At 63.8% G+C, this 22,268-nt stretch carries 18 protein-coding genes; 12 read left to right on the top strand and 6 right to left on the bottom strand.

What is annotated here, in order from left to right; all coding sequences use genetic code 11:
- The first annotated feature begins 199 nt into the window (after positions 1–199).
- Positions 200–2,389 carry an anthranilate synthase gene (locus tag NKK47_RS06575; protein ID WP_352575745.1) on the top strand — a complete coding sequence of 730 codons (2,190 nt, stop codon included), beginning with the start codon at positions 200–202 and terminating at the stop codon, positions 2,387–2,389.
- A 32-nt stretch (positions 2,390–2,421) separates the two neighbouring features.
- Entirely contained in the window at positions 2,422–3,351 is a 930-nt protein-coding gene (locus NKK47_RS06570) for a cation diffusion facilitator family transporter (RefSeq protein ID WP_502904978.1), read from the top strand.
- A 222-nt stretch (positions 3,352–3,573) separates the two neighbouring features.
- Here the strand turns inward: NKK47_RS06570 and NKK47_RS06565 are convergent, their stop codons facing one another.
- Complete coding sequence (locus NKK47_RS06565; protein ID WP_352575743.1) at positions 3,574–4,692, bottom strand: hypothetical protein; 1,119 nt, start codon at positions 4,690–4,692, stop codon at positions 3,574–3,576.
- A gap of 101 nt (positions 4,693–4,793) precedes the next feature.
- On the opposite strand from NKK47_RS06565, the gene NKK47_RS06560 reads away from it, so the two are divergent.
- The 6 genes from NKK47_RS06560 to NKK47_RS06535 all read left to right on the top strand — a co-directional run bounded on the left by NKK47_RS06560 (position 4,794) and on the right by NKK47_RS06535 (position 11,421).
- Positions 4,794–5,252 carry a DsrE family protein gene (locus NKK47_RS06560; RefSeq protein ID WP_352456435.1) on the top strand — a complete coding sequence of 153 codons (459 nt, stop codon included), beginning with the start codon at positions 4,794–4,796 and terminating at the stop codon, positions 5,250–5,252.
- Between the two features lie 171 nt (positions 5,253–5,423).
- Positions 5,424–6,221: an SDR family NAD(P)-dependent oxidoreductase gene (locus NKK47_RS06555; protein ID WP_352575741.1), complete on the top strand. Its 798-nt coding sequence runs from the start codon at positions 5,424–5,426 to the stop codon at positions 6,219–6,221.
- A gap of 49 nt (positions 6,222–6,270) precedes the next feature.
- Entirely contained in the window at positions 6,271–6,579 is a 309-nt protein-coding gene (locus tag NKK47_RS06550) for a putative quinol monooxygenase (protein ID WP_023679530.1), read from the top strand.
- A gap of 269 nt (positions 6,580–6,848) precedes the next feature.
- The gene (locus tag NKK47_RS06545; protein ID WP_352575739.1) at positions 6,849–7,937 is read left to right on the top strand and encodes an AbrB family transcriptional regulator; all 1,089 of its coding nucleotides are present in this window, start codon (positions 6,849–6,851) and stop codon (positions 7,935–7,937) included.
- 182 nt (positions 7,938–8,119) lie between these two features.
- On the top strand, positions 8,120–10,207 hold the full coding sequence (locus NKK47_RS06540) for a TonB-dependent siderophore receptor (RefSeq protein ID WP_352575737.1): 2,088 nt from the start codon (positions 8,120–8,122) through the stop codon (positions 10,205–10,207).
- A complete protein-coding gene (locus NKK47_RS06535; protein ID WP_352575735.1) occupies positions 10,207–11,421 on the top strand; it encodes an MFS transporter in 1,215 nt (404 codons plus the stop codon). The genes NKK47_RS06540 and NKK47_RS06535 overlap by 1 nt, the downstream gene beginning before the upstream one ends.
- 20 nt (positions 11,422–11,441) lie before the next feature.
- Here NKK47_RS06535 and NKK47_RS06530 read toward each other — a convergent pair whose 3' ends face one another.
- The 4 genes from NKK47_RS06530 to NKK47_RS06515 all read right to left on the bottom strand — a co-directional run bounded on the left by NKK47_RS06530 (position 11,442) and on the right by NKK47_RS06515 (position 14,994).
- A complete protein-coding gene (locus NKK47_RS06530; protein ID WP_352575733.1) occupies positions 11,442–12,518 on the bottom strand; it encodes a siderophore-interacting protein in 1,077 nt (358 codons plus the stop codon).
- 195 nt (positions 12,519–12,713) lie between these two features.
- The gene (locus tag NKK47_RS06525; RefSeq protein ID WP_352575731.1) at positions 12,714–13,028 is read right to left on the bottom strand and encodes a nuclear transport factor 2 family protein; all 315 of its coding nucleotides are present in this window, start codon (positions 13,026–13,028) and stop codon (positions 12,714–12,716) included.
- A gap of 18 nt (positions 13,029–13,046) precedes the next feature.
- On the bottom strand, positions 13,047–13,823 hold the full coding sequence (locus NKK47_RS06520; protein ID WP_352575729.1) for an esterase family protein: 777 nt from the start codon (positions 13,821–13,823) through the stop codon (positions 13,047–13,049).
- 4 nt (positions 13,824–13,827) lie between these two features.
- A complete protein-coding gene (locus NKK47_RS06515; RefSeq protein ID WP_352575727.1) occupies positions 13,828–14,994 on the bottom strand; it encodes an ATP-grasp domain-containing protein in 1,167 nt (388 codons plus the stop codon).
- Positions 14,995–15,798: 804 nt separating this feature from the next.
- On the opposite strand from NKK47_RS06515, the gene leuA reads away from it, so the two are divergent.
- The 4 genes from leuA to NKK47_RS06495 all read left to right on the top strand — a co-directional run bounded on the left by leuA (position 15,799) and on the right by NKK47_RS06495 (position 21,247).
- Positions 15,799–17,535: a 2-isopropylmalate synthase gene (leuA, locus tag NKK47_RS06510; protein WP_352456427.1), complete on the top strand. Its 1,737-nt coding sequence runs from the start codon at positions 15,799–15,801 to the stop codon at positions 17,533–17,535.
- A gap of 142 nt (positions 17,536–17,677) precedes the next feature.
- Complete coding sequence (locus NKK47_RS06505) at positions 17,678–19,465, top strand: tetratricopeptide repeat protein (protein WP_352575725.1); 1,788 nt, start codon at positions 17,678–17,680, stop codon at positions 19,463–19,465.
- Between the two features lie 226 nt (positions 19,466–19,691).
- On the top strand, positions 19,692–20,495 hold the full coding sequence (locus tag NKK47_RS06500) for an alpha/beta fold hydrolase (RefSeq protein ID WP_352575723.1): 804 nt from the start codon (positions 19,692–19,694) through the stop codon (positions 20,493–20,495).
- A 134-nt stretch (positions 20,496–20,629) separates the two neighbouring features.
- Positions 20,630–21,247, top strand: a complete 618-nt coding sequence (locus tag NKK47_RS06495) for a hypothetical protein (protein ID WP_352575722.1) — start codon at positions 20,630–20,632, stop codon at positions 21,245–21,247.
- A 75-nt stretch (positions 21,248–21,322) separates the two neighbouring features.
- Here the strand turns inward: NKK47_RS06495 and NKK47_RS06490 are convergent, their stop codons facing one another.
- On the bottom strand, positions 21,323–22,267 hold the full coding sequence (locus tag NKK47_RS06490; protein WP_352575837.1) for a metallophosphoesterase family protein: 945 nt from the start codon (positions 22,265–22,267) through the stop codon (positions 21,323–21,325).
- Position 22,268 lies beyond the last annotated feature (1 nt).

Genomic DNA, 22,268 nt, shown 5'->3' with positions numbered 1-22,268 from the left:
TACCGCTTTTCGCGGCTATGGATTTCGCCATGAATATGCGTTCGATCAAGACCATTTGGTGGTGGGCTCGCTGACAGCGGCCTGTTCGAACGCGTTCGCGTGACAATAGAGGGTGGCCGCAGCGGAATGTCCGGGCGGCCATTTGTTTTTTCAAGCCATTCCCGGGTCCGTTGCCCCAAAGACGCTGATGGAGACGGCAATGACGACGAAAATTCTGGAGAATGGCGCCGAGCGCTTCGTCACGGCGGGTGGCGTGGCGATTACCCGCCAGCGCCATGACCGGCCTTACGAGGGGGCGATCGACGGCTATGTCGATGGGCTGAATTCGCGCCGCGGCGCCGTGTTTTCCTCGAATTACGAATATCCCGGCCGCTATACGCGCTGGGACACCGCCATCATCGATCCGCCGGTGGTGATCTCGGCACGCGGCCGCGCCATGCGCATCGAGGCGCTGAACCGTCGCGGCGAGGTGCTTTTGCCGGTGATCGGCACGGTGCTTGCCGGCCTTGACGACGTAACGATCGCCGAGACGTCCAACAAACTCATCCGCCTCGAGGTCGCCAAGCCCGATCGTATCTTCACTGAAGAGGAACGCAGCCGCGTTCCCTCCGTCTTCACCGTGCTGCGCGCCATCACGGCTTTGTTCAAGACCGAGGAAGACGCCAATCTCGGCCTCTATGGCGCCTTCGGCTACGACCTCGCCTTCCAGTTCGATCCGGTCGACTACAAGCTCGAGCGCAAGCCAAGCCAGCGCGATCTCGTGCTGTTCCTGCCCGACGAGATCCTCGTCGTCGACCACTATTCGACCAAGGCCTGGACCGACCGTTACGACTATTCCGGCGATGGCTTTTCGACCGAAGGCCTGCCGCGCGACGAAATCGTCGAGCCGTTCAGGACCGCCGACCGCATCCCGCCGCGCGGCGACCACGAGCCCGGCGAATATGCCAAGCTGGTGCGCAAGGCGATGAAGAGCTTCGAGCGCGGCGACCTGTTCGAAGTGGTGCCGGGGCAGATGTTCTACGAACGCTGCGAAACCCAGCCCTCCGAGATTTCCCGCAAGCTGAAGAGCATCAACCCTTCGCCCTATTCCTTCTTCATCAATCTCGGCGAGGGCGAATATCTGATCGGCGCCTCGCCGGAAATGTTCGTGCGCGTCAACGGCCGCCGCGTCGAGACCTGCCCGATCTCCGGTACCATCAAGCGCGGCGACGACGCCATCTCCGACAGCGAGCAGATCCTGAAGCTGCTCAATTCGAAGAAGGACGAATCCGAACTCACCATGTGCTCGGACGTCGACCGCAACGACAAGTCGAGGGTCTGTGAGCCGGGCTCGGTGCGCGTCATCGGCCGCCGCCAGATCGAAATGTACTCCCGCCTGATCCACACCGTCGACCACATCGAGGGGCGGCTGCGCGAAGGCATGGACGCCTTCGACGCCTTTCTGTCGCATGCCTGGGCGGTCACCGTCACCGGCGCGCCGAAATTATGGGCCATGCGCTTCATCGAGCAGAACGAGAAGAGCCCGCGCGCCTGGTATGGCGGGGCGATCGGCATGGTCAATTTCAACGGTGACATGAACACCGGCCTGACGCTTCGCACCATTCGCATCAAGGACGGCATCGCCGAGGTGCGCGCCGGCGCCACGCTGCTCTTCGACAGCATTCCCGAGGAAGAAGAAGCCGAAACCGAACTGAAGGCATCCGCCATGCTCTCCGCCATCCGCGACGCCAAATCAGGCAATGCCGCCAGCACCGAACGCAGCACCGCGCGTGTCGGCGACGGCGTCAACATCCTGCTGGTCGACCACGAGGACTCCTTCGTCCATACGCTCGCCAACTATTTCCGCCAGACCGGCGCCAACGTCTCGACGGTGCGCACGCCGGTGCCGGACGAGATCTTCGACCGGCTGAAGCCAAACCTGGTCGTGCTGTCGCCCGGCCCCGGCACACCGAAGGACTTCGACTGCGCCGCTACCATCAAGCGGGCCCGTGCGCGCGACCTGCCGATCTTCGGCGTCTGCCTCGGGCTGCAGGCGCTGGCCGAGGCCTATGGCGGCGAGCTGCGCCAATTGCACATCCCGATGCACGGCAAGCCGTCGCGCATCCGCGTGTCGAAGCCGGGCATCATCTTCTCCGGCCTGCCCAAGGAGGTGACGGTCGGCCGCTATCATTCGATCTTTGCAGATCCGGTGCGGCTGCCCGATGGTTTTGTCGTCACCGCCGAGACCGAGGACGGCATCATCATGGCCTTCGAGCACCGCAAGGAGCCGATCGCCGCGGTGCAGTTCCACCCGGAGTCGATCATGACGCTCGGCCACAATGCCGGCATGCGCATCATCGAGAACATTGTCGCGCACCTGCCGCGCAAGGCCAAGGAAAAGGCCGCTTAATTCGAGGGCTCAGTGTTGGGATCTTTTCCCCAGTGACCGCGGCAGAAATCAAAGCCGCCGCCAGGCAGAAGGTCGCCAGCCTCGCCTTCTGGTCGATCGTCGTCGCCTGCATCGTGCTCGGCCTGAAGCTGGTGGCCTGGTACGTCACCGGTTCGGTCGCGCTTTATTCGGACGCGCTGGAATCGATCGTCAACGTCATTGCCTCTGCCGCCGCCTATTGGGCGATCCAGGTCAGCTACAAGCCAGCCGACCAGGACCATCCGTTCGGCCACCACAAGGCCGAGTATTTCTCGGCCGTCCTCGAAGGCGTGCTGATCGTGCTTGCCGCCTTGCTGATCCTCAATGAGGTCTGGTGGTCCTGGCAGCATCCCGCCCTGCTGGAACAGCCATGGACCGGCCTTGCCGTCAACGGCGTCGCAACGGTCATCAACGCCGTCTGGGCCTTGACGCTGATCCGCACCGGCCGAAGCGAAAAATCGCCGGCTCTCGTTGCCGACGGCAGGCACATCATGACCGACGTGGCGACCTCGGTCGGTGTGTTCATCGGCCTGGTCGGCGCCGTACTGACCGGCTGGCAGGTTCTCGATCCGGCTCTTGCGGTGATCGTGGCGCTGAACATCCTGTGGCAGGGCTGGCACGTCATCGGCTCGTCGATGAACGGGCTGATGGACCGCGCCGTCGACACCCAGGAACACATCCGCATACGCGACATCATCTCGGCCAATTGCAAGGGCGCGCTCGAGGTCCACGACCTGAAGACGCGCATCGCCGGCCGCGCCACCTTCATCGAGTTCCACCTGGTCGTCGACGCCGACATGTCGGTCGGCGCCAGCCACGTTATCTGCGACCGCATCGAGGACGCGCTGCAGGCAGAGATCCCTTCCGTGCGGGTCATCATCCATGTCGAACCCGACGACGAAGCGAAACTGCCCAAGGGCACGACGGCCGTGCCGTTCGCGTGAGGTGGCGGCGCGGAGAAAAATCGCTCAGTCGTGATCCTTCGCGCCCCCCTCTGTCCTGCCGGACATCTCCCCCTCAAGGGGGGAGATTGGATGTCGCTTTGGCTTTCGCCAATCTTCAAAGAAGAACGCTGTCGGTGAAGCTGCCGATCTCCCCCCTTGAGGGGGAGATGTCCGGCAGGACAGAGGGGGGTGCTGTCTCGCCGGCATCGCGTCTCTGAACTGCTACAGCCCGCAGGCAGCCTGCGGCATCGGCTCCAGCCGGTAGACCTTGTCGTCGGAGCTGGTGTCGCCTTCCGCCGCTTTCGAGCACAGATCGATGATCGGCAGGCCGCTGTTCGGGTTGGCCAGCATCATCGTGCCGTTGGCGCCGCGGCGAAGGAAGACCTCCTGTTGCGCGATATCGCAGGACGCATCACCCGTCTTCGCGCTCGCCGCGCAGCGCCACTGGTCGCCCTCGCCCTGACAGTTATAGACCTGCGTGACCTTGGCCGATTTCTGCCGCGTGGTAACCGAAACGGCGATATCGGCGCCGCTTGGCCAATTGGCCGGATCGCCCTCCTTGGCGAAAGACGCCAGCTCGACCGGTCCGCGGAAAACCCTGATCGACTGGGTCAGCTGATCGGGATGCGAGCCGAGATGCTCGGCGTCGTAGTCGCGTCCGTAGCAGAAGGCCTGGTCCGGCTTCAGCCGCTCGCGCAATGGCGGGCCAAGGGCCGGGTCGATCGGGTCGATGCGCGCGAACTCCGCCTTGCAGGTGGCGGCCGGCATCGGGTCGAGCCTGAAGCCGTTGTCGTCCTTGCCCAGCGCCTGCCTTTCGTACTCCGCCTTGCCGAGCTCGTCTTCCGATCCGGCGTCGAGATAGAGATCGGGCTGCACGTCCGAGACGATCAGCCGGCCTTTGTCGTCGACCTTCAGCGAAGCCATGGTGCGGTCGCAGTCCATGCCGCAACGGATCGGCCCGGTCTTGCCGTCCTCCGACTCATGACTGCACCAGCCGCCGAGCCATTCAGGCGCCTCGGCGCCGCGTACCGTCGTCGCCATGAAGCCATTGTAGGAGGAATCGATGCCGGTGCTTGGCTCCTCGTTTGGTCGGCTGACCGGATCGCGGCCGTAATAGAAGAAGATGCGCGCCACCTTCTGCTGCGGATGCGACTTGAGATGCGCGGCCTGCTGCGGATGCGACTTGAGATGCGCGGCGTCGTAGACGCGGCCGAAGCAAGCGTCCTTGCCGTCGGGGCTGAGCTCGGTGAGTTTGAGCGTGTCGTCGGCGAAAGCAGCACCGGCGACGGCGGCAAGCAAGGCAACCCCAACTCCGGCGCCCATCACGGTCCTTGATATCATGCTGGCTCCCCCTGCCCCGACAAGACGTGGCTTCAATTTATGCTAGGATTGAGGTCGAGGCCACGCAAATTGCGCGGGCCGACCAAATGGGAGATGAAGCCATGCGACGCCGCGATATTTTCCGCGTCGGTCTTGCCGGGGCCGCCGGGCTGTTCGGGCTGCGCCCCATCAAGGCCGCAGCTAGTGAAGTCAAGCCGGCGGCTGCCGAAGAGGAAAGGCAAAAGGTCGCCTATCACCTCAGCGACCTCGACAAGGTCAATTTCGTGCTCGGCAACATCAAGAACCACTTCGAAGGCACCGACGGCAAGGTCGACATCGCGCTTGTCGTGCACGGCCCGGCACTTGCCGCCTTCAAGTCGAAGGGCATATCGGCCGCCATTTCCGGGCGGTTCGCCGGCCTTGTCCAGGATGGGCTCAGCCCGCACGCTTGCGCCAACACCATGCACGGCATGGATATCGGCCTGGCCGACCTGCTCGACGGCTTCCATGCAGCCGACAGGGGCGGCGTCGTCAAGCTCGCCGAATTGCAACGCCAGGGCTATGCCTATCTCAGGCCATAGGGCAATTCCAGGAAAAGTGTGAAACGGTTTTCCGTCCGGAATTGCGTCAAGACAAAGAGGGAGCGGTTCGCCGTTTCCGTGAAACGGTGAACCGCTCTAAACTTTTACGGACTTGAACGCGAGGACTGCGAGGGCCTACGAAGAGCAGGCAGAGTCCCCGGAGGAATAGACGTGCCAGCCACCACCACCCTTGTCAGCCCCTCTCTGGTCATCCCCGACCTTGCCGGAAAGGCGGTGCTGGTCACCGGCGCCTCGACCGGCATCGGCGCGGCGCTCGCACTCGCCTACGCCGCGCAGAAATGCCGCGTCGCGCTGCATTACAATTCGAGCCGCGCGGCTGCCGAAAACCTTGCAGCGACCATTCGCAACGGCGGCGGCGACGTGTTCCTCGCCCAGGGCGATTTCTCGATCCCCGCCGATGTCGAGCGCGTCGTCGAGGACAGTGCGCAACATTTCGGCCGGCTCGACGGCCTCGTCAACAATGCCGGCGGCATGCTCGGCCGCGTGCCCTATGCCGGGCAGACCGAGGCGCATTACGACGCGGTGATGGACCTCAACGCGCGTTCCGTGCTGACAGCTTCGCGCAAGGCAATCCCATGGCTGAAGCGGCAGGGCGGCTTCATCGTCAACACCTCCTCGATCGCCGCGCGCAACGGCGCCGGCGGCGGCGCCGGCCTTTACGGCTCGGCCAAGGCCTTCGTCTCCAACGTCACGCGCGGCATGGCCAAGGAGCTGATCGGTTTCAACATCCGCGTCAACGCGGTGGCGCCCGGCACGATCGCGACACCTTTCCACGAGCGCTACTCGACCGACGACCAGATGAAAGGCATGATCGCCACCATCCCGCAGGGCCGCGCCGGCACCGCCGAGGACTGCGTAGGCGCCTATCTGTTCCTCTCCTCCGATCTGTTGAGCGGCTACATCACCGGCCAGGTGATCGAGGTCAATGGCGGCCAGTTGATGCCGTAGGCGACGAACTGCATACTCCTGGTTGCGTCATCTCAACGGAGCAAAGCGAATGTACGGACTGATCGGCAAGATGCGGGCGATGCGCGGCCAGCGTGACGCAATGATGGATATCCTGCTCGCCAGCACCGGCGCCATGCCCGGCTGCCTGAACTACATCATCGCCACCGACCCGGCCGATGCCGACGCGATCTGGGTGACCGAAGTGTGGACCGACGCCGAAAGCCACAAGGCTTCGCTGCAGCTGCCCGAAGTCCAGGCGGCAATCGCCAAGGCCCGGCCGATCATTGCCGGCTTCGAGTTCCAGGTGGAGACGCATCCTGTTGGCGGGTTCGGGTTGGCGGCGGCGAAGGCGGGATAGAGGAGAGGCCGGCGGGACAGCGCCCCCCTCTGGCCTGCCGGCCATCTCCCCCTCAAGTGGGGAGATTGGCAGCTTCGCCGACAGCGCTCTTTTTTGGAGATTGGCGAAGGCCGACGTGACATCCAATCTCCCCACTTGAGGGGGAGATGTCCGGCAGGACAGAGGGGGGCGCGAAGGATCGCTGCGGATGGTTGGTGCCATTACCACCCAAGCCCTTTTCCGCGCAAAAAGGGTTCGCATTTTTTCGCCACCGGTCTAAGAGCCCATCTATGGATTCTTCCCCGAACCCGCCGGCCATCGAGCACCTGGCGCGGATCCACAAGGCTTGGCAGTGGCCGGTCCTGGTGGTGGTCTCGGTGCTGTTTGCCGGCGCGCTGGAACTCGCCGCCCTGCCCGCCGCGCTCTTGATCGGACCGATGCTGGCGGCCATAGCTGCCGGCACCAACGGCGCCACGGTGCGCGTGCCGCGGGTTCTGTTCGGCTCAGCCCAGTCGGTCGTCGGCTGCCTGGTCGCCAGTTCCATCTCGGCCGATATCTTTCCCGTCTTCTACAGGGAATGGCCGCTGTTCCTTGGCGTCGTGATGGCGACGGTCGCGGCATCCAGCCTGCTCGGCTGGCTGATCAGCCGCTGGCGCATCCTGCCCGGCACCACCGCGGTCTGGGGCTCGTCGCCGGGCGCCGCCACCGCCATGGTGCTGATGGCCGGTGCCTTCGGCGCCGACCAGCGCCTCGTCGCCTTTATGCTATATCTGCGCGTCATCTGCGTCTCGATGACGGCAGCCCTGGTGGCCAAGCTCTGGGTCGACACCTCGGGCATCGAGGTGCCGGCCATCGTCTGGTTCCCACCGGTCGACCCGCAAGGCTTGGCCGCAACATTCGGCGTGGCGCTGGTCGGCGGCCTCGCCGGAAAGCTTTTCCGGCTGCCGTCGCCGTTTTTCCTCGGCACCTTCATTTTCGGCACCGTGATCCATCTCGGGCTCGGCGTGACCATGCAGTTGCCACCCTGGCTGCTTGCCTTGAGCTATACGATGATCGGCTGGAGCATCGGCCTGAATTTCACCAGGGCCATTTTGCGCCACGCGGCCCGCGCGCTGCCGCAGATCGTCGGCTCGATCATTGCCCTGATCGTCTTTTGCGGCGGCCTCGCCTTCCTGATCAGCCGCCTGCTCGGCATCGATCCGCTGACCGCCTACCTGGCAACCAGCCCCGGCGGCATGGACAGCGTCGCCATCATCGCCGCCGCCGCGCAGCATGTCGACATCTCCTTCGTCATGGCGCTGCAATCGGCACGCTTCCTGATCGTGCTTCTGGTCGGCCCAAGCGTGGCGCGGCTGGTGGCGAGAAGCCTCAAACCATAGCAGCTTGCCTCTCCTTGATTCGCAGCCGGTTTTCCTGAAACCGGTCGCACTTTGCTGCCGCCGACCGTATCGGGCCAGCACGCGCACGAGCTCAAAAAATAACTTGACTCAAATACTCAGATTTGAGAGCCCCTTTCGTCAATGTACGGAAGAGTGGAGACGAGTTGATGCGGATACGGACGATGACATGGCTCCTGGGGATATCATTGCCGGGCAGCATGGCCCTGCTCGGCCCGTCCGCGCCGGCTCACGCCCAGGACCAGGGCGGCGTCACCGTTCTCAACAAGATCGAGGTCGATGCCGAGAGCGACGAGATCCTCGTGCAAGACGGCTACGTCGCCAAGAAGGACCGTATCGGCACCAAGACCGACACGCCGATAGTCAAGATTCCGCAAGCGGTTTCGGTTGTGACGCAAAAGCAGATCGAGGACCAGAAGCCACGCACGCTGAACGAATCGCTCGGCTATGTCGCCAGCGCCAATCCGAACAGCTTCGGCTTCGACACCCGCTATGATGCCTTCTTCCTGCGCGGCTTCCAGGCCTTTTACAACGGCATGTTCCGCGACGGGCTGCGCCAGTACAACGGCCCCTCGGCCTGGTTCAAGACCGAGCCCTACGGCATCGAAGGCGTCACCATCCTGAAGGGTCCGGCCTCCTCGCTTTACGGCATCAGCGGTCCGGGCGGCATCGTCAATCTGGTCACCAAGCGCCCCAAGGAAGAACAGTTCCGCGAGGTCGAAATGCTGCTCGGCGAGCACAATCGCTTCCAGGCCGCACTCGACGCTTCCGGCCCGGTGAACGAAGACGGCAGCATTCTCTATCGCTTCACCAGCCTCGGCCGCACCAGCGACACCGACCTGGTCGGTTATCCCGACGACAAGATCTATCTGGCGCCGGCAGTCACCTTCAAGCCGGATGAGGACACCAAGCTGACCATCCTCGGCGAATATTCGAAATCCGTCACCGGCGGCACCGCTGCCTTCTACAATTCGGGCGGCGCTCTGACGGACCTTTATGAGGGCGATCCCGCCTGGAACGACTTCGACCAGACCCAGGGCCGTATCGGTTACGAGTTCGAGCACCGTTTCAACGACGTGCTGACCGTCCGGCAGAACCTTCGCTACAGCGCCGTCGACAGCGACATCGAGTACAGCGGCCATTACCCGGACGGCCCGGATCTGAAACGCTACTGGGGCCACTACACCGAGACCATGAAGAACTTCGTCGTCGACAACATGGCGCAGTTCGAATTCGATACCGGCCAGGTCAGGCACACCGCGGTAGCCGGCATCGACTACGCCTGGTCTAATTATGACGCCGGCAGCGGTATCTCCTATGTCTCCGTCGACGACATCAAGGCTGCTCCGGTTCCTTACTATGACGGGCAGGAGATGAACCAGCTCGGCGCCTATCTGCATGACCAGATGGAGTGGAACGATTTCACCCTGTTCGCCAGCGGTCGCTACGACTGGGCCGACACCACCTCGACCGCCGCCGACTTCACCAAGTCCAAGCAGGACGACAGTGCCCTTTCCGGCCGGCTCGGCCTGTCTTACCAGACCGAATGGGGCATCACGCCCTATATCAACTATTCGACGTCGTTCTCGCCCAATATCGGCTTCGTCTATGACGATGTCAGCAGCCCTGTCGGTCGCGTCGCCCGTCCGACGATTGCGACGCAGAAGGAAATCGGCGTCAAATACGAGTTTGCCGATTACAACGCCGCCGTCAGCGCCGCTCTGTTCGACATCGACCAGAAGGACGGCGTCGTCTTCGACGCCTCGACCGGCATCAACAAGCAGCGCCAGCTCGACCTGAACTCGCGCGGCGTCGAACTGGAAGCCAGCGCCTCGCTCGACAACGGCCTCAGCATACTCGCCTCTTACACCTATCTGCGCGTGAAAATCGAACGCGGCGCCACGGGAACCGCAGGCAAGGAACTGTCGGCAACGCCAAATCACATCCTGTCGCTCTGGAGCCAATACCAGTTCGAGAGCGGGACGCTGCGGGGGCTCGGGCTAGGCAGCGGCGTTCGCGTTGCCGGCTCGAGCTATGGCGACGACACCAACACCTTCAAGAACGACGCGCGCGCCTTCGTCGACGCCTCGCTCTCCTATGATTTCGGCTACCGCAACCCCAAGCTCGAGGGCGTGAAGCTGCAGGTCAACGCCAAGAACCTGTTCGACACTCAAAAATCCATCTGCTCGGCCGGCTATTGCTACCGCGACGAGGGCCGCTCGCTGTTCGCTAGCCTGCGCTACCGCTTCTGATGTCGATCGCCGTTTCCAGCCGGGCATCGACGCCTGTCGCGATCGTCCTGGCGATCGGCGGGCTCTACGTCGCGCAGAGTGTGATCGGCGGCATCACCTGGGCGGGCCTGCCGGCGGTGATGCGCGACCAGGGCCTGCCGCTCGACCGGATCGGCCTGGTTTCGCTGATCGCGCTGCCATGGGCGCTCAAGTTTCTATGGGCGCCGGCCGTCGAGCGCTATCGGCTGCCGCCGGTCGGCAAGAACCGCACCGGCGCGATCGTCGCCGCCGGTGGGCTCGTGTCCATCGCCGGGCTGTGGGCCGTCGGCGCGCTCGGCCCGGAGGCCTGGTGGCCGGTTCTGGCCTGCCTGACCGTCGTCGCCTTCGCCGCCTCGACCGTCGACATTGCCTGCGATGGTTTCGCCGTGCAGAGCCTGGCGCAGGAAAACTACGGCTGGGGCAATGCCGCGCAGGTCGGCGGCGCCTATCTCGGCTCGGCCATCGGCGCCGGCCTGTTTCTGCTTCTGGTCGACGCTTATGGCTGGCGCATCGCCGTTTGGGCGATGGCCTTGCTGCTCCTGCCGCTCGGCCTTCCCTTCCTGCTCGGCGTGGCCAACCGCGCGCGCGAGGAGACGCGCGAGCATGTTGCCAGCCTCCTCGACGCGTTGAAGCGTCCCGAAATTCGGCGCGGCCTGGCAGCGTCGGCCATCTATGTCCTGGCCCAGAAGGCGGCGCTCGCCATGCTCGGACCATTCCTGATCGACGCCGGGCTCGACCTCTCGATGGTCGGGCTTGTCAACGGCGTCGGCAGCATGTTCGTCGGCCTGGCTGCCGCACTCGCCGGCGGCGCTCTCGTCAAATGGTTCGGCCCGCGCAACGTGCTCGTCCTGGCGCTTTTCCTGCAGGCCGGATCGCTGTTCTTCTTTTCGGTCTTCGATTTTCTTGGTGGCTTCTCGACCACCGCTTTGATGGCCGTCGCGGTGCTCAGCTCGTCCGGCTTCATGGCTCTCGGTTTCGTCGCGCTTTACGCGCAGTTCATGCGCTGGTCAGATCCAAGACAGGCGGGCGTCGACTTCACGCTGTTCCAGTGCATGGACGCACTGATGAGCATGGCCGGCGGGATCGCGGCCGGCTACGCGGCGAAGTATTTCGGCTATGGCGCGTTCTTCGCAGGCGCCGGCCTCGTCGCGCTGCTGGCGGTGCCGGCGATTGCCTTCGTATCCGACCGCCGCTGACCGCGGAGCATCGTCGCGCACTATTCTTCGCCGCCGTCCGCCGCTTGCGTCCCGCGGCGCCAGTAGGCGGTGACCAGGTGCCGGTCGCGCGGCACACCCCATTCCTTGCGGACGATCCTGCGGATCTCGCGGAAATCACCGAACTCGCATCCGGCCCAGACATAGAGATTGTCGATAAGGGCGGTGCGGTTCCGCTGCTGCAGCACCCCCGGTAACAGCCTGGCTGTGCCGGCCTCGCGCCCATGCCGATAGAGCCAGGTGACGGCAACGGTCTCGCCCGCGGCCAGCGCGATCCGGTCGTCCGGGCCGTCGACCTCGATGAACGCTTCGGCGCGGGCTGACGGCGAAAGCTGCTCCAGGATCCTGCCGATCGCCGGAAGCGCGGTGTCGTCGCCGAGCAGCAGCAGGTTTTGCGCCTCGGGCACGCCACCTCCGCCCGGTCCGATCATGCCGATGATCTCGCCGGCAACTGCCTTTTCGGCGAAAGCGGCCGCCGGCGTATCCATACCGGGGTGGAGGACGAAATCGACATCCAGCCAGCCGCTTGCGGCGTCCAGTGCCCGGATCGTGTAGACGCGCACGACGAGCGCGTCCTCGCCCGACGGCCAGACCATCAGGCCGTCGGCGCCCATCGACGGCCACACCGGCAGCCTGCCGCGCGGCGGCAGCAGCAGCCGCACATGCAGGCCGCCACGGCCAAAGCGGCCCAGATCGTTGCCGGTGAAGCGGACGCGCTGCATATGCGGAGAAATCCGCGTCGAGGACAGCACCGTGATCTCGCGGAAGAACACCGGCGTACCGGCATCGCTGCCGTCGCCCTGCCAGGCGATGCCCCTGGTCGTGCCGAGATGTTGCGAAAAATGGCCGGCGACCGCCATCTTCATGTAGGACAGGCAGGTTTCATCCTCGGCCGCGACGCTAATCAGCACGCTGTTATCACCGAGCGTCGCTTTCAACGAGCCGTAGTGCGTGTGAAATTCCCAATGATCGGCAAGGCCGGTATCGATCTCGGATTCGCCGTGCTCGGCGCGCAGCCTGTCCATCACCAACCGGATGGCGGCACCGCTGATCCGGGTTTGCGCACTCAATTGCTCCATCGCTCAGCCTTTCGGTGCCATTTGAACCCGAGCTCGCCATACGGCGTCCTCGCCACGCCGGAATGCCACAGCCGGCCCGCTGTTTCCACTAAAAGATGATAAATAAAGTCATGTTTTTGCATCAAGCCAATGAGTCCCGCGCGAGCAACGGCGGCCGTGTCGGCGAGGTGGCCTAAAGGGCCTTGAAAATATCCTTCAGCTGATCACCAGGCTGGAGATGCGATCGCCGTCCAGGGTGAACGCCATGTCGCCCTCGCCGTCGAAGCCGTTGCCTGTGACGGCAATGCGGACGTGATAGGTCTCGCCCGCCGGTTCGATACCAATGATGCTAAGTTTGGACTGCACGCCGATATTGTCCGACTGGTTCCAGCGCGCAATCTGCTCGCGGCCCTTGAACGACCGGCCCCAGTCGCTCAGGAAGGCATCGGGCGTGAACGTCTCGAGGAAAGCTTTGGTGTCGCCGGCATTGGTGGCTTCGACAAAGCGGCGGATGGCATCGGGCCTAGTCATTTCCTTCCTCCAGGTGGCCTAATCCAGCCGGTGCATCAGATCGTCGTCCAGCCAGCGAGCGAAGAAATAGACCAGTTGCTTGTGCCACCACGGCCATTCATGCGCGACATCGCCGCCCCAATAGTCGACCCAGGCCGGAATCGACTTGTCACGCAGGATCTGTTCCAGCGCCTGCGTATCGGCCAGCATCCGTTCCTCCCAGGCACCCTGCCCGCAGCAGAAGATCAGCCGCAGCGCCTTCAGCCTGCCAAGCAGCCCCGGATCGACGATACCCGGCAGGTAGTCGAGCGGCGAGTTGAAGAAAATCTGTCCGTCGAGCGCGCTGCCGAAGAAATCGTGGGTGGAGTAAACCCCCGACAGCGCGATGACGCCGCTGGCCAGTTCCGGAAAGCGGAAGACGAAATTCGACGAATGGTAGCCGCCCATCGAGCAGCCGCAAAACAGCGGCTTCAGCGTACGCCCGCCATTGGCCTCGGCTGCGACAGACAGGAGTTCCGGCAGCGCCTCCTCGCGCACATAGCGGAAATACGCTTCATGCCGGGCGATGCGATGGGCCGGCTCGGCATGGCGGTCGAAGAAGGATTCCGCATCGATGCCGTCCAGCGTGAACAACTGGATGCGACCGGTGTCCACGAACTCGGCGAGAGCCGAGACGGCGCCGGAATCCTCGAACTGGTAGAACCGCCCTTGCGAAGTCGGGAACACAACCACGGGTCGGCCGGCATGGCCGTAGCGCTTGTATTCCATGTCGCGGCCGAGGTTGCGGCCAAAACCCTTGTGGTAGGAAACGTCCATCGCCTCACGCCTTTTCCGCATGGATGTAGTCGACCGCCCGGCGCAGCGCCTTCGGGTCGGTGGAGCGCAGCTGATAGGCGTAGTTTCCCATGGCGCGGCTGAAAACCTCCTCGATGGTGTGATGATGGACGATCATGTCGCCATGGGCGGCCAGCACGTCGGCATGGCTGTGCACATAGTTGAGATGCCGCTTGCGGCTGGCATAGGCGGTGAAATACTTGCCCTTGTAAGGGCCGCCGGCGGCGTCCTTGACCACCATGTCGGCCCAGGCGGCATAGACATCGATATCGAAGGTGTAATTGATGGCATCGGTCATCCAGGCGCCAGGCGGCCGCATGTTGACCTCCAGCGCGATGACCCGGTCGTCCCTGGTTTCGAACAGCTCGATGTGGAAGAAGCGCTCGCGCACGTCGAACGCCTTGAGGATTTTCCTGCCGGCCTCCTCGACCGCCCGGCTGATCTCGGGAAAACAGACATAGCTCATATGGCGGTCGCGGTTGACCACCTCCATGACGCTCTGGTCGTAGCGGTGGCTGGCGGCCAGCACCACCTCGCCGTCGCGGTTGACCAGCCCGTCATAGGTGACCACCAGCCCTTCGATGAATTGCTCCATCACGAAGCTGACGCCTTCCGGCTTGTCCCTGAAGAAACTGTCGAGTTCGCCGGCGTTGGAGATTTTGAAAGTGTTCGAAGCGCCGGAGCCGGAATCCGGCTTCACCACCACGGGATAGCCGACACGTCGGATGAAGGTCATGGCGCCGGCGCGGTCGGAGCATTTGCGTTGCGGGATGGTTTCGACGCCGCTCTTGCGGAAGAACGCCCGCATGCGGCTCTTGCGTTTCAAATTCTTGACGAAGTCGAGCTTGGTGCCGAAGATGTTGAAGTCGGTGCGGATATTGGCTTCCAGCTCCAGCCAATGCTCGTTGAGCGATTCGAACCGGTCGACGCGGCCCCATTTGTGGATGAAATGGCCGATCGCCCGGAACACCGGCTCGTACTCCTCCATGTCGTCGATGCGGTAATATTCCGAAAGGGCTGCCTTCAATTTGCCGTCCAGCGCATCGAACGGCGCGTCGCCAATGCCGAGCACGGTGGCGCCGGCCTTCTTCAGCCGGTCGCAGAAATCGGCGCCATTGGCCGGAAAATGCGGCGAGAAGAACACGAAGTTCATGGACGATCCCTCCCGGCGGCGAGCCATCGTACCCCCGCCGACAATCGACTCTGGCGCATTTGCCGGGCTCGGGGAAGAGCAACTGGATCAGGTGAGCGGCTGGGTCCGCGAAAGGTGACGCCAAAACCGTGAAATAAAAAACCCGCCTCGACGGCGGGTCCTCGGCGCCAATCAGCACCATACCCAAATTAGTAGCATAGCTGCCGGCACAAAGCAAGAACAAAGTTGCTATAATCAGCAAAAATCGCTTTCATGTCGGCGCCGCGCCTTCATTGCAGCTTGGGTTCCTCGCCCCACGAAAATGGGGAGAGGTGGCTCGGCGAAGCCGAGACGGAGAGGGGACTGCGCCCTACGAAGGCCCTCTCTCCGGCCGCGGAGCCTGTCCTCGGGCTTGCCGAAGGCAAGACCCGTGGGCGGCCACCTCTCCCCCGTTTCGCGACGGCGAGGAACCCAGGTCTTGAGGCTGGATCGGCAGCTTCTGCGACAGCGAGGCTCCCACTTGCCTCGCTTTGCCCGCTCCTGTATGAAAACCGCCATGAGCCCGCGCGCCACCTCTTTTGCGTCCCGTCCGACCGGCATTGCCGGCCAGACCGTTCGCGCGCTTGCCTCCACCCTGCTGCTTCTCGGCCTTATCGGCGATCGCCGGGTTCGCTGAAGGAGCGCCCGGCGGTCGAATTCGCCGCTCACGCGCACGCTCCTTGGCCAAATTGGCACGTCACATCAAGCGAACGAAATTCTGGTAAAGGCGCCGCTCGCCACCAATCCGCCTGAAGCTGGATCCGCGAGCCGCCGGGAGAAAAGACGATGAACGCACGAGAAGATATCCGTCTGAATGTAGAGGAAACCGCCAAGCCCGCGAGGGGCATGCCGGACGCCGCCCGGAAATACCAGCCCTATCCGACCGTCGGCCTCGCCGATCGCACCTGGCCTTCGAAAGTGATCGACAAGGCGCCGATCTGGTGCTCGGTCGACCTGCGCGACGGCAACCAGGCGCTGATCGATCCGATGGGCCAGGAACGCAAGGCGCGCATGTTCGCCCTGCTGCTCGACATGGGCTTCAAGGAGATCGAGATCGGCTTCCCGTCGGCCTCGCAGACCGACTTCGATTTCGCCCGCTGGTGCATCGAACAAGGCAACGTGCCCGCCGACGTCTCGCTGCAGGTGCTGGTGCAGTGCCGGCCCGAACTGATCACCCGCACTTTCGAGGCGCTGAAGGGCGCCACCAACCCGATCGTCCATTTCTACAACTCGACCAGCGAATTGCAGCGCCGCGTCGTCTTCGAGAAGGACGTCGCCGGCATCAAGCGCATCGCCACAGATGCGGCCAAGATGATCACCGACATGGCGGCCAAGGCCGGCGGCGGCTACCGTTTCGAATATTCGCCGGAGAGCTTTACCGGCACCGAGCTCGACGTGGCGCTGGAGATCTGCAACGCCGTCACCGAGATCGTCAAGCCGACGGCGGAGAACAAGCTGATCATCAACCTGCCCTCCACGGTCGAGATGTCGACGCCCAACATCTATGCCGACCGCATTGAATGGATGTGCCGCAACCTCGACAATCGCGAGAACCTGTTGATCTCGCTGCATCCGCACAATGACCGCGGCACCGGCATCGCCACCACCGAACTCGGCCTGATGGCGGGCGCCGACCGCGTCGAAGGCACCCTGTTCGGCAACGGCGAGCGCACCGGCAATGTCGACATCGTCACGCTGGCGCTCAACATGTACACGCAAGGCGTCGATCCCGGGCTCGACTGCTCCGACATCAACCGCATGAAGGACGTCTACGAATACTCCAACCAGCTGAAGATCCCCGAACGCCATCCCTATGTCGGCGAGCTCGTCTACACCGCCTTTTCCGGCTCGCACCAGGATGCCATCAACAAGGGCATGAAGGCGCTGCGCAAGGCCAACACGCCGCACTGGGAGGTGCCCTATCTGCCGATCGACCCGGCCGATGTCGGCCGCAGCTATGAAGCCATCATCCGCATCAACTCGCAGTCCGGCAAGGGCGGCATCGCCTATGTGCTGCATGCGGATTACGGCCTCAACCTGCCGCGCAACCTGCAGATCGAGTTCAGCCAGGCTATCCAGGCGATCACCGACGCCGAAGGCAAGGAGGTGCCGGTCAAGCGCATCTACGAGCGCTTTCTCGACACCTATGTCGACCAGCCCGGCGCGCGGCTGAAGTTCCTCGACCACCACACCTACCCCGACACCGAGGTCAAGGGCCGGCGTGTGGTCGAAGCGGTGATCCTCGACAAAGGCAAGGAGGTGACCATATCAGGCACCGGCACCGGCCCGATCGACGGCTTCGTCGATGCGCTGTCGCGCCATGTCGGGGTGCCGATGTCGGTGCTGGATTATTCCGAGCATTCCATGCAGCGCGGCTCGAATGCCTCGGCCATTTCCTATGTCGAGATGGAACATCCGGGCGGCAAGCTGTTCGGCGCCGGCATCAACACCAACATCGTCGCCGCCTCGCTAGAAGCCGTGGTTTCGGCCGCCAACCGCATCGTCGGTCGAAAGCGCGGCTAGCCGAAACGGTCAGGCTCCCGCCATCGGCCCACCGGAATTTATCCGGTGGGTACGCTATCGCACCATAAGCACATGCTTGTAAGGCGCCGCCAGCGCGATATGATTGTACCTCAACCTGTGCCGAATTCGAAGGGATCGACACTTGCAGCATACCACGCCTGCCGCCCCCGCAGTGCGCGAAACGTTGGAGCGATTGCTTGCCAGCGAAACGTTCGGACGATCCGAGCGCGCGCGCAAGCTGCTCCGCTACCTGGTCGAGCGCGAGCAGGCAGGCGAAGCCGACAGGCTCAAGGGCTTCTCCATAGCGATGGACGTCTTCGGCAAGGACGGCGATTTCGATCCGTCGACCGATGCGGTGGTGCGGGTGCAGGCCGGCAGGCTGCGCGAGCTTCTGCAGCAGTATTTCGCCAATGAGGGCGTTGCCGAACCGGTCCGCATCGCCATTCCGCGCGGCGGCTATGTTCCGTCCTACGAACTCAACGCCATTCGCTTGCCGGCAGAGGCTGAGGCAGAGAACAAGCCGCAGCCGGCGACAGAGGAGGCGGCGACCGCCCCGCCCGGATCGCCGGAAGATGCCCGCAACCGGGCACATCCGGCTGCATTGCTGAGCGTTCCAGCCGTCGCCCCTGCTGCTCCTTCGCTGCAGCGGCATTTGCAGTTCTTCTGGCTGGCGATCGCGCTGGTCATTCTCATGCTGGGTGTGCTGATCCTTCGCCAGGGTAGCGTGGTGTTGCTGACCGGCGGCGACACGGCGGTCGAGACCGCGGTGGCTACCGGCAGCATTGCAGCGCCTCCGGTTGAAAACCTCCCCCAGGTCTACATCGCCATCAAGGCCGACAGCGACCTGGCTCGCCGTGTCGCCGCATCGCTGCGCGCCGGCCTCAGCGGCTTCGATACCATCAATTTCATCGGCCGTGATGCCGACAGCCCGCCCGATCCAGTGACCGACGCCGCCAGCTTCGTATTCGATGTCCTGCCCGGGCCGCGTAGCGGCGACATCATGCTCGAGCTGCAAAGCGTGGCGACCGGCCGCGTGCTGCTGTCGCGCAACCTGACCGCCGGCGACAGCGCGAACACCGCCATCGAGGACCAGATCTCCGGCATTTTGAGCTCGGCTCTTCCCGCCTCGGGCACGATCTACAACTACATCGAGCAGAGCGGCATCCAGACCGGGCTGACGGCGTGTCTGGTGCTCAACGGCAAATATTATCTCGACCAGAACGCCCAGACGCACGAAGCCGCTTACCGCTGCCTCGAAGATCTTGCCAACCGGGAGGCGAAGTCGTCGCTCGTCTATTCGGAACTCGCTTCCTTGCATCTCGAAGCGGTCACCGACCACTATCCCTACCCCGCCGACGCGACGATCGACAAAGCCATGACGTTTGCCCATCGCGCCATCCAGATGGGCCCGACCAGCCCCTACGCGCACCGCGCCCTTGGTTATCTCAATTCGCGCATGGGCGATTCCGCGGAATCGATCCGCTGGATGCGCAAGGCCTATGAGCTCAATCCCTACGATCTCGCAATGGCCGCCGCCTATGGCTACGGGCTGGTTTTCGCCGGCAGGTACAGCGAGGGCGCCCCGATCCTTGCTCACGCGGTGGACATCGCGAGCGCCCATCCGACATGGTGGGATTACGGGCTGTTCGCCGGAGAGTTCATGATGGGCGACATGAACAAGGCCACGCTCGCCAGCGACGGCTTGCGAACGACGGAAATGAAATCGCATTATCTGGCGGCGCGGCTGATCGGCGCCAAGGCTGCCGGCCGCGAGAAGCTGGCGAGCAGGCTGCTGCAGGAACTGACCGCCAAATTCCCGAAATTCGCAGCCGATCCGCGCGCAACTTTCGTCGAACGAAGATATCCCGCCAATCTGACCAACCGGCTGGTGGAAGCCCTGCGCGCCGCCGGCCTTGGCGGCGCCAGCTGACGTCTCCCGGCGCGTGCACGACGTCAGGTGATCGCGAAGATTTTACTGGCCATCCGGACGGCCAAAGCGCAATTCAGACACAATTTGAACCGGCCAATCTGATCCCACATAGGTCTGATCCCGCATAAGACTGATCTCCGCATAAGTCTGACCTCCCGCAAGACTGATCCGCATAAGACCGCCCCCGGCATCCTGACTGATCCCGGCACCAAGCCATAAAGTTTGCATGACCCCATCCCTTTACGCTGCCGAACGGGGCACCGGCCCGACAACGATTGCCTTCCTGCATGGTTTCGGTGGCTGCCACGACGACTGGCGCGATGTGGCCGCGTCCCTGGCACTCGGCGCGCGGACGTTGGCCTATGATCTGCCGGGGCATGGGCTGTCGCTCGATTTTCCTGGCGGCGGTCCGGCCAGGATTGCAGCCAGTGCCGTCCTTGCCGATCTTTCCGCTCGCGGCATAAAGCGGGCTCATCTCGTCGGTCATTCGATGGGCGGCGCCGTGGCCGCCCTGATGGCATTGAGCGAGCCGGAAAAGATGGCCTCGCTGACGCTGCTGTCGCCGGGCGGTTTTGGTCCTGAGATCAATGGTCCGCTGCTGCGTCGCTACGCCGCCGCTGCCGGCACGGATGAAATCCGCGCCTGTCTTGCCGCCATGTCGGGACCGCAAAGCCGGCCCTTGCAGCATAGGGTCGATCTCGTCAACGAGATGCGCCGGCGTCCCGGCCAGTCGCGGACACTTGTCGAGTTCGCAGCCGCCATGACCAGGGATGATCGGCAAGGCGTCATTCAGCGCGAACGGCTGGAAACGCTAAACATGCCGGTCATGGTGGTTTGGGGAACCGACGACGCGGTGCTGCCCGTCAGCCAGGCGGACGGCGTGCCGAAGCATTTTCATCTGCACCACGTGCTGGAAGCCGGCCATATGCTGGTCGAGGAAGCGCCCGGCCTGGTCGTCGAGGCCGTCCGTCGCAATATGCGACGCCGCAGCAGGCGGCTTTGTCGGGGATTCGCCGCTGCGGCGAGCTGATCGGTCTTCGCGCAGGCACGGCGGCGGCGCTGGTGCTCATCCAGCGAACCCTTGCCCGCTCATCGATCTCGCAAGTGCAATTTGCCGGCGGCTGTGTTAATTCGGTGTTAACCAAACCCCGCGAGGCAACGCCGATGAAGGACGCAGGCGAGAACATCACCCAGATCGATCAGTCGCGAAAACTGTCCGATGCCATTCGCGACGTCAAGAACGCCTTCGCCGACCGCGACGACGTCGTCGTCGAGATGCGCGAAGCGCATCGCATGCGGCTCGATCTGCTTGCCGCCGAACTCGCGCCGGTCTTCGGCGACGTACCTGCCGATATGGACAGTTTCGACTTCGCCGTCTCGTCCGGCCTGCAGCCACGGCTGTGGATCGACGCGATCAGCCATGTCGCCATGGGACGCGACCGCCGCACCTATCGCTTTCTCAAGGACACGCGCATCGGCCGCGTCGTGCTCGCCGAGTCGACCGAGATGAAGGTCGTTGCCGATCAGGTGACGCGCTATGTCGCCGAGCGCGTCGTCGAACGCCAGAGGATGATGGAAGGCGGCATCGAGCAAGCCGTCGCCGGCCTGAAACGCGCCCTGGTGGCGGAGGCCGAGCCGCCGCTGCATGTCCCTGCACGCAGCAACGGCTGGTCGGCGTTCTTCTCGGGCCTCGGCCTGATCGCCGCCGGCGCCCTGGTCGGCCTAGCGATTTCGCTCGTGTTGTTCTGGGACCGCATCGTTGCAATGAAAATCAGCTTCTAGAGCGGTTCAGCGTTCACGGAAACGCTGAACCGCACTATCTCTTTGTTTTGACGCAATTCCGGACGGAAAACCGTTTCACACTTTTCCTGGAATTGTTCTAGCCACCGAGGCCTCGGCTTCGACGCCAAGCTCCAGCGTCTGCAGGTCGCTGGGCGGCAATGCCGGCCCGGTCAGGCCGCGGCGCGTCAGCCTGATCCGCCAATTGGCCTTTTCACCGTCGATGTCGAGCAGATTGTATTGCGCCGGCGCATGCGAACTGCCGGGCGCCTGCCCGGCGGCGGCGACCCCGACCACCGGGATTTTGGTCTTGCGGGCGCCGATGAAGAAGAGCGACGGCACATGCGAATGGCCGTGCAGCACAAGCTCGGCGCCGTGTCGGTGAAGAACCTTGTGGAAGCGCGAGATGCCGAACAGCCGCTTGTTCTGCGAAACGGCGCCGCGCACCGGCGGGTGGTGGATCATGATCACCCGGAACAGGCCGCGCTTGCCCGTGGCGTCGAGCATGCCGCGCAGCCTTTCCGCCTGGCCTTCCAGAAAGAAGCCGTTGGCCATGAATGGAGCCGTGGCGCGCGCCGTCGTGACGCCAACCAGCGCAACATTGCCGCGTACGCGCAAATAGGGAAAGGTGTTGCGGTCGACCGGCGTATTGACGCCGTCGCCGGTCATCCACGCCGCCCAGGACCGGCAGGTCTTGTCGAAGGCGCCCGGCACATAGGCGTCATGGTTTCCAGGCACCACCGACACGTCGTTGGGCGAGCCCAGCGTCTCCAGCCAGTGCTTGGCCATCTCGAGCTCACCGTCGAGCGCCAGATTGACAAGATCACCGGTGATGGCGAGATGGTCCGGCCCGCTGGCCTTCATGTCGGCGACGATCGTGTCGATGACGGCATCGTGCATGTAGCGGCGGCGGTTGCGCTGCCAATTGACGTAACCGACCACGCGCTTGGAGGCGAGATCGCGATAGGTTACATCGGGAAGCGGCCCCAGATGGACATCGGAAATATGCGCGAGCCTGAACATC

It is taken from the genome of Mesorhizobium sp. M0019 (genome assembly GCF_040323975.1).
Lineage (GTDB): Bacteria > Pseudomonadota > Alphaproteobacteria > Rhizobiales > Rhizobiaceae > Mesorhizobium.
Note: the sequence above shows the minus strand (reverse complement) of the source record. Positions and strands in the feature narration are given on the sequence as shown.